The sequence below is a fragment of the Rhizobium sp. SL86 genome (genome assembly GCF_026672545.1).
In the GTDB taxonomy this organism is placed as follows: Bacteria; Pseudomonadota; Alphaproteobacteria; order Rhizobiales; family Rhizobiaceae; genus Neorhizobium.
Window position 1 is genome coordinate 154,783 of the sequence record NZ_JAPPRJ010000001.1, and the last position, 13,485, is coordinate 168,267.

A 13,485-nucleotide genomic window follows, 5' to 3' on the forward strand; every position below is an offset into this window, starting at 1 on the left:
CACCTGTTGGCGCTGACCCAGGGTGATCCCGCCGGCATCGGTCCGGACATTGCTCTTGCCGCTTGGCTGAAGCGCCGCGAACTCGGCCTTCAGCCGTTCCTCTATATCGGCGATCCCTCGACGCTCTCCATCCGCGCTCGCCTGCTCGGCCTCGATGTGCCGATTCAGGAATGCGATCCGGAAGATGCCGCTGCCGCATTCGGGGCAGCGCTTCCCGTTCTTCCGGTCGAGATCGGCAGCGAGATCGAGGTGGGCCGCCCGCATGTGGCAACCGCCAAGAGCACGATTGCCGCCATCGAGACGGCCGTTGCGCTTGCGATGGACGAGCGCGTTGCCGCGGTCGTGACCAATCCCATTGCCAAATCGGTGCTGTATGAGGCCGGCTTCGGCTTTCCGGGTCATACCGAATTCCTGGCCGACCTCGCCGAGAAGGCAACTGGCTTGCCATGCCGGCCGGTGATGATGCTGGCCGGACCGAAGCTGCGCGCCATTCCGGTCACCATCCACATACCGTTGAAGGACGTTCCATCCGCCCTGTCGCAGGACCTCATCGTCGACACCTGCCGCATTGCGGCGCATGACCTCAGGACGCGGTTCGGCTTCGACCACCCTCGCCTTGCCGTTTCCGGTCTCAATCCGCATGCGGGGGAAGAGGGCAGCATTGGCCGCGAGGACATCGACATCATCGAACCGGCGATCGAAGCCTTGCGCGCCGAGGGCATCAACGCTATCGGCCCTCTCCCGGCCGATACGATGTTTCATGACGAAGCCCGCAACCGCTATGATGTGGCCGTCTGCATGTATCACGACCAGGCGCTGATCCCGGCCAAGGCGCTCGGTTTCGACGATTCCGTCAATGTCACGCTCGGCCTCCCCTTCATCCGCACCTCGCCGGACCATGGCACCGCCTTCAGCCTGGCGGGGACCGGCCTTGCCCGGGAGACCAGCCTGATTGCGGCGCTGAAGCTTGCGGCGGAACTTGCACACCACGCCGGCAGGGTCGGCTGATGGCAACGCTCGACGGTCTGCCGCCGCTTCGCGAAGTGATCGCGGAACATGGACTGGATGCCAGGAAGGCGCTCGGCCAGAATTTTCTCTTCGACCTCAACCTGACCCAGAAGATCGCCCGCACGGCGGGACCGCTCGAAGATGTGACGGTGTTCGAAGTGGGACCGGGTCCGGGCGGCCTGACGCGCGCCATCCTGTCGCTCGGCGCCAAGAAGGTAATCGCCGTCGAACGCGACAGCCGGTGCCTGCCGGTGCTTGCCGATATCGAACGGCATTATCCGGGCCGGCTCGAAGTGATCGAGGGCGACGCGCTGAAGACGGATTTCGAGGCGCTTGCACCTGAGGGTCCGGTCAGGATCATCGCCAACCTGCCTTATAATGTCGGCACGCAACTGCTGATCAACTGGCTGCTGCCCAAAACATGGCCGCCCTTCTGGCAGTCGATGACGCTGATGTTCCAGAAGGAAGTCGGCCAGCGTATCGTCGCCGACGAGGAGGACGACCATTACGGCCGACTGGGCGTGCTCTGCGGCTGGCGGACGGACGCCCGCATGGCCTTCGACGTTCCGCCGCAGGCCTTCTCGCCGCCGCCGAAGGTGACCTCCACCGTCGTCCACCTCACACCGCGCGAAACGCCCCTGCCCTGCGATGTGGCAAAACTCGAGCGTGTCACCCAGGCAGCCTTCGGCCAGCGCCGCAAGATGTTGCGCCAGAGCCTCAAATCCGTCGGCGGTGAAGCGCTTCTGGTACGCGCTGGCATCGATCCGTCACGGCGGGCGGAAACGCTCTCTGTCGTCGAGTTCGTCGCACTCGCCAATGCGCTCTGAAGCGCATTGGCCGACGAAACGATCAGCCCGGCAGGACCGGTTCTTCTTCCAGAAGATTGCGGACGAAATCGAACAGGCCGTGACGGCGGTCCCGTCGAATGCGCTCGGCGTTGACGATGCAACTCACGTGGCCGAAGGCTTCGTCGAGATCGTCATTGACGATGACGTAGTCATATTCCCGCCAGTGTTCGATTTCCGCGCGGGAGTTCAAGAGGCGGGTGCGGATCACCTCTTCAGTGTCTTCGGCACGGCGATGCAGGCGCGACTGCAGTTCCGTCATGCTCGGCGGCAGAACGAAGATGGAGACGATGTCCGCCTTCATCTTTTCCTGCAATTGCAGGGCGCCCTGCCAGTCGATGTCGAACAGCATGTCGCGGCCCTCGGCCATGGCCAGTTCCACCGGCTCACGCGGCGTGCCGTAGAAATTGCCGTGCACCTCGGCCCATTCCAGCAGTTCGCCATTGTCGCGCATGCGCTCGAACTGGGGAATGGTGATGAAGTGATAATGTTTGCCGGCGATCTCGCTCGGTCGCTTGGCGCGGGTCGTTACGCTGACCGAGATTTCCAGGCTGTGATCGTCGCGCAGCAGGTTGCCGGCAATCGTCGACTTTCCGGCGCCCGATGGCGAGGAGAGCACCAGCATCAGCCCGCGGCGGGCAATCTTGACGTGCGAGGACGGCGCCGGTTTCATACGGATCACTCCAAGTTCTGGACCTGCTCACGGAACTGGTCGATCACGACCTTCAGTTCCAACCCTGCCGCGGTTACCGCAGCCGCGTTCGATTTGGAACAGATGGTATTCGACTCCCGGTTAAATTCCTGTGCAAGAAAATCGAGCTTGCGCCCGATCGGCCCGCCTTTGGCAAGCAGATCGTCGGCCGCCGCCACATGTGCCTTCAGCCGGTCGATCTCTTCGCGAAGATCCGCCTTCGTGGCGAGCAGAGCCGCCTCCGCATAAAGACGGTCCCGGTCGAGCCCTGTCGCGGCCTCCGTCAACAGCGCTATCTGCTGGCCGAGCCGCCGGGCGATTTCCTCCGTGCTGCGCGACGGGTCGCTTTCGACCCGCTGTGTCAGCTCGGCAATTGTTCGCACATGCGCAGACAGGATCGCGGCCAGCGCCTCGCCTTCCGACAGGCGCATGGCGATCAGATCATCCAGCGCCTGTTCGAGCCCCTCCAGGATCGCGCGGTCGCGCGCCTCCGCCGCGGCCTCATTTTCTTCCGCCTCACGAAAATCGACGAGCCCGCGGATGGCAAGCAGGCTGTCCAGTTTCAGCGGCGCAGGGTCGACCAGGTCTCCCAGTTCGGCCCTCAGTGCCTGCACGGCGGCAAGCGCCTCCCGGTTCAGCACAGCCTCGACCTTGGCTTCGGTAACGGAGACGGTGAGCGAGATCTGCAGGTTGCCGCGGTTGAGACGCGACGACAGCAGCCTGCGCACTTCGACCTCCAGCCCTTCGAAACCCGAGGGCAGACGCAGCCTCAAGTCCAGGCCCTTGCCATTGACAGAGCGCAGTTCCCAGACCCAGCGATGGCGGCCCGTCGTTCCCTCACGCCGGGCAAACCCCGTCATGGATTGAACGTTCATTCGGCAAACCCTTCCTGATGAAGAAAGGCCGCCAGAACGGCGGCCAATGATGCTCAATTGCCTTGCGGCGGTTTCTCTGCCTGATTGCCGCCCGGCAGGCCGTCCTGCGCCTCCTCGGCCGCGCCAGTCGCCTTGGCGCGCTCGGCCTCCATCTTGCGCCAGCGACGGACATTGGCATTGTGCTCGTCGAGCGTTGCGGCAAAGACGTGGCCGCCGGTGCCATCGGCAACGAAATAGAGGTCTTTCGTCCGCCAGGGATTGGCAACGGCTTCCAGTGCCGCCCGGCCGGGATTGGCGATCGGTGCCGGTGGCAGGCCCTTGATCTGGTAGGTGTTGTAGGGCGTCGCCTTGTCGAGATCGGACTGATAGATCGGACGATCGGCCGGTTTTCCGGCTCCGCCGAAGATGCCGTAGATGACGGTCGGATCCGACTGCAGGCGCATGCCCTTGTTCAGGCGATTGATGAAGACGGACGCGACATGCGCACGCTCGTCATCCTTGCCAGTTTCCTTCTCGACGATCGAGGCAAGCGTCACGAATTCCTGCTTCGTTTTGACTGGTAGATCGGCATCGCGGCGCTCCCAGATCTGGTCGATCAGGCGCTCCTGGGCAACCCGCATCTGGGTCAGGATTTCCTCGCGCTTGGTGCCACGGGAGAACTTGTAGGTATCCGGACGCAGGCTGCCTTCCGGCGGCAGTTCGTTTGGCAGATCGCCTTCCAACACGGGATCGGCTGCGAGCCGCGCCATCATCTGCTGCACCGTCAAGCCTTCCGGCATCGAGACGGAGTAAAGGATGGATTTTCCCGATTCCAGCAGGCTGGCGATATCCTTCATCGAGGTGCCGGCCTTGATCTCGTATTCACCGGCCTTCAGCGTCTCACCGTCGCGCATGTAGCTCGCGGTCACATAACGGAAGATCCGCGCATCCGAGACGATGCCGCTACGCTCCAGGCTCTGCGCGATCTGCGCGACACCGGCGCCGTTCGGCACGACGAAATGGGTGTTGACCTCAAGCGGACCCGGGTTCTGGTATTCCCGGATGACATAATAGAAACCTGCGACGGCGATCACGCAGGCGAACACCACCATCGTCATCACGAAGTTCAAAAAGATGACGATCTGGCTGCGCGCCTTCTTGGAACGGCGTGGGGGCTCCGGAACTCTTTCGGGTTTCAGAGCCTCGTTCGGCGATTTCGGGATCAGCGGCCCGCCGCCAATCGCGGCCCGGCCATTGCCCGCATCGCTGCTGCTGTTCGTATCGGTCACCGGCACTCCTTCTGATACTCTAACACTGCCGTTCTTGGCCAACCAATGCGGCGAAAACAGGGTTCAGAAGACGACAGCCCGGCCAACAGCCCGGCAGACCCGTCTCGCGATCAGCCTTCGTAACGACGCAGAACGAGGGAGGCGTTCGTTCCGCCAAAACCGAAGGAATTGGACAAAGCGACGTTGATCTCTCGCTTGCGCGCCACATGCGGCACCAGATCGATCGCCGTCTCGACATCGGGATTGTCGAGGTTGAGCGTCGGCGGAGCGACATTATCGCGGATTGCAAGGGCCGTGAAGATGGCCTCGACCGCACCGGCTGCGCCCAGCAGGTGGCCGATCGCCGACTTGGTCGACGACATGGAGATCTTCGAGGCAGCATTGCCGACGAGGCGCTCGACGGCACCCAATTCGATGGTATCGGCCATCGTCGAGGTTCCGTGCGCGTTGATGTAGTCGATATCCGAGGCGCTGAGGCCGGCCCGCTTCAGGGCAGCGCTCATGCAGCGGAACGCACCATCGCCATCTTCCGACGGGGCGGTGATATGGTAAGCGTCGCCGGACAGACCGTAACCGACCACTTCGGCATAGATCTTGGCGCCGCGTGCCTTGGCGTGCTCCAGTTCCTCGAGGACGACGATGCCGGCGCCCTCGCCCATCACGAACCCGTCACGGTCGCGGTCATAGGGGCGCGAGGCCTTTTGCGGATTGTCGTTGTTCTGGGTCGACAGCGCCTTGCAGGCGGAGAAGCCGGCAAGCGACATGCGGCAGATCGGCGATTCGGCGCCGCCGGCCACCATCACATCGGCATCGCCGAGCGCGATCAGGCGGCTTGCGTCACCGATCGCGTGGGCGCCTGTCGAGCAGGCCGTCACGACGGAGTGGTTGGGGCCGCGCAGCTTGTGCTTGATCGACACATGTCCGGAGACGAGGTTGATCAGACGGCCCGGAATGAAAAAGGGAGAGATGCGGCGTGGCCCCTTGTCGCGCAGCGTATAACCGGCCTCGACAATACCATCGAGACCGCCGATGCCGGAACCGATCAGCACGCCGGTGGCGCACTGGTCCTCGTCCGTCTTCGGAGCCCAGCCGGCATCGGCCAGCGCCATGTCGGCGGCCGCCATGCCATACACGATGAAGGGATCAACCTTGCGCTGTTCCTTCGGCTCCATCCAGTCATCGGCGTTGAAGGTGCCGTCCGAACCGTCGCCGAAGGGAATTCGACAGGCGATCTTGGCGGGAATATCTTCAACTTCAAAATCGGTGACGCGGCGCGCCGCGTTCTGACCGGCGAGCAAGCGCGACCAGGTGACCTCCGTGCCACAGCCGAGAGGAGATACCATACCGGTACCGGTGATAACGACACGCCTCATGCCAGCGTCCCACCCCGCACGTCTAATGTACCATCACATTACTGAAACGGCCCGAACATGCCGGGCCGCTGATGAGCCTGCCCTGACGGGCGACCCTTCCAAAATCGATCGAAATCAGGCCTGGGCCTTCTCGATGAACTTCACGGCATCGCCGACGGTCAGGATCGAGTCGGCAGCGTCGTCCGGGATTTCAACGCCGAATTCCTCTTCGAAGGCCATGACGAGTTCGACGGTGTCGAGCGAGTCGGCGCCCAGGTCATCGATGAAGCTTGCGCCTTCGACGACTTTGTCGGCGTCAACGCCGAGATGATCAATGACAATTTTCTTAACGCGCTCTGCGATATCGCTCATGTCGGTTTCCTCGACCTTTATCTTGATCGGATGGACGAATTGCCATCCGCACCCTGTTGGAACCCCCTATCGCCTTTTTCAGGCCGATGCGAGGGCAAACTCGCTCACCCGAGACAAGCCGCCGACATGATTGCTGCAGAAAAACCGCAGCCAGAAGGTCAGCCTTCGGGGTGACTGTTCACAGTCATGGCCCGCTTAACACGGTTTCACCGCGCCGCAAAGCCAGAAAATCACACGCTAATCTACCGCCAACAAGCAATTTTGACGGCGCGATAAGCGGGTGCAATCTCATCAGATCATGGCCATGCCACCGTTGACATGGAGCGTCTGCCCCGTGACGTAGCCGGCTTCGTTGGAGGCAAGATAGACGACCGCGCTGGCAATGTCTGCGCCGGCGCCCATACGCTTCATCGGAATGACACCGAGGATGCCTTCCTTCTGCTTGTCGTTCAGCTTACCGGTCATGGCGCTTTCGATGAAGCCCGGCGCGATGCAGTTGACCGTCACGTTGCGGGTGGCGATTTCCTGGGCGAGCGACTTCGAGAAGCCGATCATACCGGCCTTCGAGGCGCAGTAGTTCGCCTGTCCCGGATTGCCGGTCACGCCAACGACGGAGGTGATGTTGATGATGCGGCCGAAGCGGCGGCGCATCATCGGGTGGGTGAGTTCGCGCGTCAGGCGGAACGTGGCCGTCAGGTTTACTTCGAGCACCGCATCCCAGTCCGCATCGCTCATGCGCACGAAGAGACCGTCCTTGGTGATGCCGGCATTGTTGACGAGGATGTCGACGCCGCCGAGATCGGCTTCGGCCTTTTCGCCGAGCGCCTTGACCTGGTCACGATCGGAAAGGTTGGCCGGGAACACATGGGCGCGCTCGCCAAGTTCGGCGGCGAGAGCCTCCAGCTTTTCAGCGCGCGTGCCGTGCAGGCCCACCGTTGCGCCCTGTGCATGCAGCATGCGGGCGATTTCCTCACCAATGCCACCCGTGGCACCGGTTACCAGCGCCTTGCGGCCGGTCAAGTCAAACATGGTCTAATCCCTTCGTTCTCAGCCGAGAAGAGTCTTGAGGGCGGTTTCGATATCCGCCGGCGTATTGACCGCAATGCCGGTCACATTCTTGTCGATACGACGCGCAAGGCCGGTCAGAACCTTGCCCGAGCCGATCTCATAAAGGGTCGTCACGCCATTGGCGCCGAACCATTCCACCGTCTCGCGCCAGCGCACCTGGCCGGTCACCTGGGTGACCAGAAGCGTTGCGATCTCTTCGGCATCGACCACCGGCGCGGCGCGGACATTGGCCACAACCGGCACAACCGGGTTCTGCTTGGAAACCTTGTCGAGAGCATGGCGCATGGCATTGGCCGCCGGCGCCATCAGGTCGGAATGGAAGGGCGCCGAGACCGGCAGCATGATGGCGCGCTTGGCGCCCTTTTCGGTGGCGAGAGCCGCAGCCTTTTCGACCGCGCCCTTCGACCCGGAAATCACCAGCTGGCCGCCGCCATTGTCATTGGCGATCTGGCAGATGCCGGCCGATTTTGCCTCGGCACAGACGGCCTCGACATCGGCATGCTCAAGGCCGATGATCGCGGCCATGGCGCCCTCGCCGACCGGAACCGCCGACTGCATGGCGTCTCCGCGGATGCGCAGCAGGCGCGCCGTATCGGCAATGGTGAAGGTGCCGGCGGCACACAACGCCGAATATTCGCCGAGCGAATGGCCGGCGACATAGGAAACCTTGTCGGCGAGCTTGAGGCCACCGGCTTCAAGGACACGCATGACGGCCATGGAGACCGCCATCAGCGCCGGTTGCGCATTGGCCGTCAGCGTCAGGTCGGCTTCCGGACCATTCCACATGATGTCGGAGAGTTTCTGGCCAAGTGCCTCGTCGACCTCGTCGAAAACCGCGCGGGCTTCCGGGAATGCCTCGGCAAGTTCCTTACCCATGCCGACGGTCTGGCTACCCTGACCGGGAAACGTGAATGCAATGCTCATGGGATCATCCTTCCCTTTTTTGCCTCTCCATTCACATTCTATCCCGGCAAGTCAAGGCCGCGGGCTCCGCACTGGCCCGAGAAAGACCGCACAGGCGGCGTCTTGAACAGAAGAATGCAGTTTCGCGCAAGGGTTTGCCGCAGGTGGTGCCGCCACGCTTTTGGCCGGTCACCTCTCTTGCGTTGCAGCAAAAGGGGCCTACATTGCCAGCGCCGCCAAGGCCACCTATTCCGTCCTCCCCGCAGCCTTACACGACCGGACACCCTCATGAAGTACAAGACACTGGGCCGCACCGACATCAGCGTGTCCGAGATCTGCCTCGGCACGATGACCTGGGGTTCGCAGAACAGCGAAGCCGAAGCCTTCGCGCAGATGGATTACGCGCTCGACCAGGGCGTGAACTTCTTCGATACGGCAGAGCTCTATCCGACCACACCGCTTTCGGCCGAAACCTATACCGACACCGAAAAGATGATCGGTAACTGGTTTGCCACCTCGGGCAAACGCGACAAGGTGGTGCTGGCCACCAAGGTTGCCGGCGCCGGCCGCTCCTATATCCGTGGCGGCGCGCCGATCAATGCCGCGACCATCCGCGACGCCGTCGATGCAAGCCTTGCGCGGCTGAAGACCGACTACATCGATCTCTACCAGATCCACTGGCCGAACCGTGGCCACTACCATTTCCGCGGCGCCTGGCACTACAATCCGTTCAAACAGGACAAGGCCCGCACGATCGAGGAAATCACCGAAAAGCTCGAGGTGCTCGGCGAGTGCGTGAAGGCCGGCAAGATCCGGGCGATCGGCCTGTCGAACGAGACGGTCTGGGGAACCCAGACATTCCTGAGGATCGCTGCCGAAAAGGGCCTGCCGCGCGTCGCGACCGTGCAGAACGAATACAACCTGCTCTATCGCACCTTCGATCTCGATTTCGCCGAACTCTCCCATCACGAGGATGTCGGCCTGCTCGCCTATTCGCCGCTCGCCGGCGGCATTCTGTCGGGTAAATATCTGTCGGGCGACAAACCGGCCGGCTCGCGCGGTTCGATCAATGGCGACATCGGCGGACGCCTCGTCCCGCATCAGGAACCGGCGACGCGCGCCTATGTGGAGCTTGCCGCAGCCCACGGCCTCGACCCCTCGCAGATGGCACTCGCCTTCTGCCTGACGCGCCCCTTCATGGCGTCTGCCATCATCGGCGCCACCTCGATGGAACAGTTGAAGACCAATATCGGCGCCGCCGATGTGACGCTGTCGGACGAGGTGATGCAGGGGATTGCCGGCATCCACCGCCGGTATCCGATGCCGATCTGAGCCAGGATTCGATGCGCCGCCCGCCCTTATACACGGTCCGGCGGCGCATAGACTTTTTCCTGCACGCCGGCAGACCCCTTCAAAAGTTGAAAACCGCACGATCTTTGATGGCCCGTGGCCTTTAAAGAAGAAGATCCGCTTCCCATCTGCGGCAGGCTTCTTCGTGCTTTCAACAATAGGGGGATCTTTTGCTGCTGGACATCGTGCTCGTTGCCTGCGGGCTTGTGGGGCTTTATTTCGGCGCCGAGTGGCTCTTAAGGGGCGCCGTCGCGCTGGCCTGGCGCCTGGCGATCCCCACCTTGATCGTGTCCCTTGTGATCGTCGGCTTTGGCACATCCATGCCGGAACTGCTCGTGTCCGTTCGCGCAGCCCTCTCCGGCTCCTCGGATATCGCGCTCGGCAATGTCGTCGGATCCAACACCGCAAACATCCTCTTGATCATCGGCGTCTGTGCGCTGATTTCTCCGATCACCCATTGGGACCAAAGCGTAAAACGTGATGCCTGGATGATGGTCCTCGCCGCCGTTCTTTTGCTTGTGCTCGTTCAGTTCGGCATGATCGGTCGGCTGGTCGGAATTCTGATGGTCGTCCTGCTGTTCGCCTACCTCGCCTTTACCTACCGAGAGGGAAAGCAGAGCACGCAGGATCTCGACGAGAGCGAGATCAAACATGAGAGCCTGACGCCGGGCTTCACCACCCTCCTGATCCTTGGCGGGCTGGCGACGCTGTTTGTCGGAGCGGAACTGCTGGTGCGGGGTTCGACCAGCCTTGCCCGTGATTTCGGCGTCTCCGAAGCGGTGATCGGCCTGACCGTCGTTGCCGTCGGCACCTCCCTGCCGGAACTGGCAACCGGCATCATGTCGGCGATGAAACGCCATTCGGACATCATGATCGGCAACATCATCGGCTCCAACATCTTCAACATCCTGTTCATCCTGGGCACGACGTCGATGCTGCAGCCGATCAATGTCGATCCGCGTTTCGGCGCCTTCGATGTACCGATCATGCTGGCGGTGACCATTGCCTTCGCGGCCCTCCTGCTCGGCAATCTGGGCGTCCGGCGGATCGTCGCCAGCCTCATGCTGATCGCCTATGCGGCCTATACGGTGATGCTCGTTCAGGTCTGACCGGCGCCGAGGACGGTGGGTCGCGTCTGCTGCGACGTACCTCCTTCATCGATCGCTAACTGTCTTGCCGGATTGAACTGGCCCTTTGCTCTTTCGAGCCTTAAGAGTTTTTTCGGGTTCGCGAGCATAAGATATGGTGATGCCGGTGGGATGATCCGCCGGGTCACCCGGGGCAGCGGTTCATGAGCGCGATCAACAGCTTCTTCACGAGTGCGAACGCATCGCTTTACGTCGACACGCTGTTTTCTGCCGCAAAGTCTTCCACCAGCACATCGTCTTCATCCGCCGCATCCGGGAATCGCATGCCATACGGTGTCGATGAAAATGGCCAGACGGCAGGTCAACGCGCCTTGTCCCGCATCATCGACATCCTGACGCTCGGCGGCGAGGACGCATCCAACGCGGCCGATATCGACGAACAGATCGGTTATGTGACCGGCGGGACCGGCACAGAGGGCGACGACACGCTGACGGTGACGGGCCGCGGCATCTACAATCTCGACACCGGCGAAGGAAACGACACGCTCACCCTGAAGAGTGCTCTGATTTCTGGTGTGACGACCGGAAACGGCGACGACACGGTGAAGGCCGCCGGCAGCTTCATCGGCTCCGTCGATGGCGGTGACGGAAACGACGACATCCAGTTGAAGGCGTCGCTGGCACTCGATGTGCTGGGCGGCGCAGGTGACGATACCCTGAAAGTGTCCGCCGATGCGATCGTCGGGCTGGACGGCGGCGACGGCAATGACAGCCTGACGCTGGAAGGCAACCGCATCTTCGCGACCGGTGGTGCCGGCGACGATACCGTCAGCATCGAAACGACAGGCCAGGATGCTGTTGCAGAGTATGGATTTACCACGGGCGGCGGCAAGGATACGGTGACCTCCAACGGCCCGCTGTCGCTGGCGCTTGGCGGATTGAGCGAGACGGATCTTGCCGTCACGATCACGGGCAACACGCTGACTGCTGCCGTCAGCGGCTCAGACGACACGATCTCCGTCACCATCGACGAGGCCTCGTCGCTGACCTACAGCTTCACCGTCAAGGACGGCCAGACCATGCTGACGATCGGCTGAGGTATTCGGCCAACCGGCATCCCCCTCACCCGCAGACGTCGCCGGTCCAAGCTTAGGCCGCTGCCTGCCGGTTGATCTGCCGCCGGCTGCCCTCGTCCTGCCAGAGCCTGTGGACATCCGCCCAGTCGGGAACCTCATCACCCTCGAACCCGAAGCCATAGCCGCTGCCGATTGACGGGAATGCGGCCATGGCTTTTCGATGCGCGCCGCTCGTCAGATAATCGAGCATGGCATCCCGGCTCCGCCAGAGGGACACAGTGTGAAAGATGCCGTTTATCCTGCGCGCGCCGGCCATGAGATTTCCGTCCGCCGCCTGCGCCTGCCGCATCGAGGCACCCGCATGCCAGAAAAAACCGGGCAGGCGCCAGAAGGAATGGGGTGCGAACCCCGTGATGGATATGTAGTGCATGACCGCTCCATGTTCTGTCACGGACTACGCCTTGCCCTGCCCATCGGATTGCGGGACAGGTGGCACGTCCCCGAGAAAATGCCGGCGCGCCCTTGCATTCGCGCGAATTCTGCGTATAAGCGCGCTGTTCGAAATGCCCGGTCTTCTGGCTGGTGGCTGAACGGAGGGCCGGTTCCGCATGCGGAGCCGCAGGAACAAGAAGTGTTCCGGCCTCCCGTGTCTCCGCTCTCGACCGTCTCGATCGTAACGCTTTTCTTGCCGGGGTGAAAACCCCTTCCAAGACCAGTCGTTGAGGCTTAGCCGCCGATTACCGGGCCAAGACAACCGCAAGAAAGGCAAGCTGTAATGGCTCTTTATGAACATGTATTCCTTGCCCGGCAGGATATGTCCGCTCAGCAGGTTGATGCCCTCGTCGAACAGTACAAGGGTGTCCTCGAAGCAAATGGCGGCAAGGTCGGGCGCATCGAAAACTGGGGCCTCAAGTCCCTGACGTACCGCATCAAGAAGAACCGCAAGGCTCACTACGCGCTCATGGACATCGACGCACCGGCTGCTGCCGTGCACGAGATGGAGCGCCAGATGCGCATCAACGAAGACGTTCTTCGCTACATGACGATCGCCGTCGAGAAGCACGAAGAAGGTCCGTCTGCCATGATGCAGAAGCGCGACCGTGACGACCGTCCGCGTCGTGACGGCGACGACCGTGGCCCGCGCCGTGACTTCGGCGATCGTGGTCCGCGTCCGGACCGTGGCCCCCGCGAAGACCGCGGCCCGCGTGAAGGCGGCTTCGAGCGTCGTCCGCGCGAAGATCGTGCATAATTCGAGAGCTTAAGGAGAATTACCCATGGCTGACGCATCCTCTGCTCCGGCACGCCGTCCGTTCCACCGTCGTCGCAAGACCTGCCCCTTCTCGGGCGCAAACGCACCGAAGATCGACTACAAGGACGTTCGCCTCCTGCAGCGCTACATTTCCGAGCGCGGCAAGATCGTTCCGTCCCGCATCACGGCCGTTTCCCAGAAGAAGCAGCGCGAACTGGCCCAGGCCATCAAGCGCGCCCGCTTCCTCGGCCTTTTGCCCTACGTCGTATCCTAATCGACTGTTTGCCGCCGGTGATCCTTTCACCGGCGGCATCTCCCCTTCCGCGGTGGGCGCGGATCG

At 62.4% G+C, this 13,485-nt stretch carries 15 protein-coding genes; 7 read left to right on the forward strand and 8 right to left on the reverse strand.

The features are described 5' to 3' along the window. Positions 1–6 precede the first annotated feature (6 nt). Together pdxA and rsmA are read left to right on the forward strand one after the other, a co-directional pair. A complete protein-coding gene (gene pdxA / locus OU993_RS00790; RefSeq protein WP_268154067.1) occupies positions 7–1,008 on the forward strand; it encodes a 4-hydroxythreonine-4-phosphate dehydrogenase PdxA in 1,002 nt (333 codons plus the stop codon). After that, complete coding sequence (rsmA, locus tag OU993_RS00795; RefSeq protein ID WP_268154069.1) at positions 1,008–1,835, forward strand: 16S rRNA (adenine(1518)-N(6)/adenine(1519)-N(6))-dimethyltransferase RsmA; 828 nt, start codon at positions 1,008–1,010, stop codon at positions 1,833–1,835. Before pdxA ends, rsmA begins: the two co-directional genes overlap by 1 nt. A 22-nt stretch (positions 1,836–1,857) precedes the next feature. Here rsmA and gmk read toward each other — a convergent pair whose 3' ends face one another. The 7 genes from gmk to fabD all read right to left on the reverse strand — a co-directional run bounded on the left by gmk (position 1,858) and on the right by fabD (position 8,403). Next, positions 1,858–2,526: a guanylate kinase gene (gmk, locus tag OU993_RS00800; protein ID WP_268154071.1), complete on the reverse strand. Its 669-nt coding sequence runs from the start codon at positions 2,524–2,526 to the stop codon at positions 1,858–1,860. Positions 2,527–2,531: 5 nt separating this feature from the next. Beyond that, entirely contained in the window at positions 2,532–3,419 is an 888-nt protein-coding gene (locus OU993_RS00805) for a YicC/YloC family endoribonuclease (protein WP_268154073.1), read from the reverse strand. 53 nt (positions 3,420–3,472) lie between these two features. Further along, positions 3,473–4,687, reverse strand: coding sequence for an endolytic transglycosylase MltG (gene mltG / locus OU993_RS00810; RefSeq protein WP_268154076.1), 1,215 nt, complete (start codon positions 4,685–4,687; stop codon positions 3,473–3,475). A gap of 110 nt (positions 4,688–4,797) precedes the next feature. Then, positions 4,798–6,060, reverse strand: a complete 1,263-nt coding sequence (gene fabF, locus OU993_RS00815) for a beta-ketoacyl-ACP synthase II (RefSeq protein ID WP_268154078.1) — start codon at positions 6,058–6,060, stop codon at positions 4,798–4,800. Between the two features lie 114 nt (positions 6,061–6,174). After that, positions 6,175–6,411 carry an acyl carrier protein gene (locus OU993_RS00820; protein ID WP_003502080.1) on the reverse strand — a complete coding sequence of 79 codons (237 nt, stop codon included), beginning with the start codon at positions 6,409–6,411 and terminating at the stop codon, positions 6,175–6,177. A 291-nt stretch (positions 6,412–6,702) separates the two neighbouring features. Then, positions 6,703–7,440: a 3-oxoacyl-[acyl-carrier-protein] reductase gene (gene fabG / locus OU993_RS00825; RefSeq protein WP_268154081.1), complete on the reverse strand. Its 738-nt coding sequence runs from the start codon at positions 7,438–7,440 to the stop codon at positions 6,703–6,705. Between the two features lie 18 nt (positions 7,441–7,458). After that, the gene (gene fabD / locus OU993_RS00830) at positions 7,459–8,403 is read right to left on the reverse strand and encodes an ACP S-malonyltransferase (protein ID WP_268154083.1); all 945 of its coding nucleotides are present in this window, start codon (positions 8,401–8,403) and stop codon (positions 7,459–7,461) included. A gap of 267 nt (positions 8,404–8,670) precedes the next feature. On the opposite strand from fabD, the gene OU993_RS00835 reads away from it, so the two are divergent. The 3 genes from OU993_RS00835 to OU993_RS00845 all read left to right on the forward strand — a co-directional run bounded on the left by OU993_RS00835 (position 8,671) and on the right by OU993_RS00845 (position 11,917). After that, positions 8,671–9,714 (forward strand): aldo/keto reductase, encoded by a 1,044-nt coding sequence (locus OU993_RS00835; protein ID WP_268154085.1) that lies wholly within the window; start codon positions 8,671–8,673, stop codon positions 9,712–9,714. A gap of 188 nt (positions 9,715–9,902) precedes the next feature. Then, positions 9,903–10,841, forward strand: coding sequence for a calcium/sodium antiporter (locus OU993_RS00840; protein ID WP_268154087.1), 939 nt, complete (start codon positions 9,903–9,905; stop codon positions 10,839–10,841). A 182-nt stretch (positions 10,842–11,023) separates the two neighbouring features. Then, positions 11,024–11,917, forward strand: coding sequence for a calcium-binding protein (locus OU993_RS00845; RefSeq protein ID WP_268154089.1), 894 nt, complete (start codon positions 11,024–11,026; stop codon positions 11,915–11,917). A gap of 52 nt (positions 11,918–11,969) precedes the next feature. Here OU993_RS00845 and OU993_RS00850 read toward each other — a convergent pair whose 3' ends face one another. Next, complete coding sequence (locus OU993_RS00850) at positions 11,970–12,326, reverse strand: hypothetical protein (RefSeq protein WP_268154091.1); 357 nt, start codon at positions 12,324–12,326, stop codon at positions 11,970–11,972. Positions 12,327–12,671: 345 nt separating this feature from the next. On the opposite strand from OU993_RS00850, the gene rpsF reads away from it, so the two are divergent. Continuing rightward, entirely contained in the window at positions 12,672–13,145 is a 474-nt protein-coding gene (gene rpsF, locus OU993_RS00855) for a 30S ribosomal protein S6 (protein WP_268154094.1), read from the forward strand. A gap of 25 nt (positions 13,146–13,170) precedes the next feature. Next, positions 13,171–13,419, forward strand: a complete 249-nt coding sequence (gene rpsR / locus OU993_RS00860; RefSeq protein ID WP_143125589.1) for a 30S ribosomal protein S18 — start codon at positions 13,171–13,173, stop codon at positions 13,417–13,419. Positions 13,420–13,485 lie beyond the last annotated feature (66 nt).

Bases quoted from the DNA above. Each gene is read 5' to 3' on its own strand.
- rsmA (WP_268154069.1), top strand. From the start codon at position 1,008: ATGGCAACGCTCGACGGTCTGCCGCCGCTTCGCGAAGTGATCGCGGAA.
- gmk (WP_268154071.1), bottom strand. From the start codon at position 2,526: ATGAAACCGGCGCCGTCCTCGCACGTCAAGATTGCCCGCCGCGGGCTG.
- OU993_RS00805 (WP_268154073.1), bottom strand. From the start codon at position 3,419: ATGAACGTTCAATCCATGACGGGGTTTGCCCGGCGTGAGGGAACGACG.
- fabF (WP_268154078.1), bottom strand. From the start codon at position 6,060: ATGAGGCGTGTCGTTATCACCGGTACCGGTATGGTATCTCCTCTCGGC.
- OU993_RS00820 (WP_003502080.1), bottom strand. From the start codon at position 6,411: ATGAGCGATATCGCAGAGCGCGTTAAGAAAATTGTCATTGATCATCTC.
- fabG (WP_268154081.1), bottom strand. From the start codon at position 7,440: ATGTTTGACTTGACCGGCCGCAAGGCGCTGGTAACCGGTGCCACGGGT.
- fabD (WP_268154083.1), bottom strand. From the start codon at position 8,403: ATGAGCATTGCATTCACGTTTCCCGGTCAGGGTAGCCAGACCGTCGGC.
- OU993_RS00835 (WP_268154085.1), top strand. From the start codon at position 8,671: ATGAAGTACAAGACACTGGGCCGCACCGACATCAGCGTGTCCGAGATC.
- OU993_RS00845 (WP_268154089.1), top strand. From the start codon at position 11,024: ATGAGCGCGATCAACAGCTTCTTCACGAGTGCGAACGCATCGCTTTAC.
- OU993_RS00850 (WP_268154091.1), bottom strand. From the start codon at position 12,326: ATGCACTACATATCCATCACGGGGTTCGCACCCCATTCCTTCTGGCGC.
- rpsF (WP_268154094.1), top strand. From the start codon at position 12,672: ATGGCTCTTTATGAACATGTATTCCTTGCCCGGCAGGATATGTCCGCT.
- rpsR (WP_143125589.1), top strand. From the start codon at position 13,171: ATGGCTGACGCATCCTCTGCTCCGGCACGCCGTCCGTTCCACCGTCGT.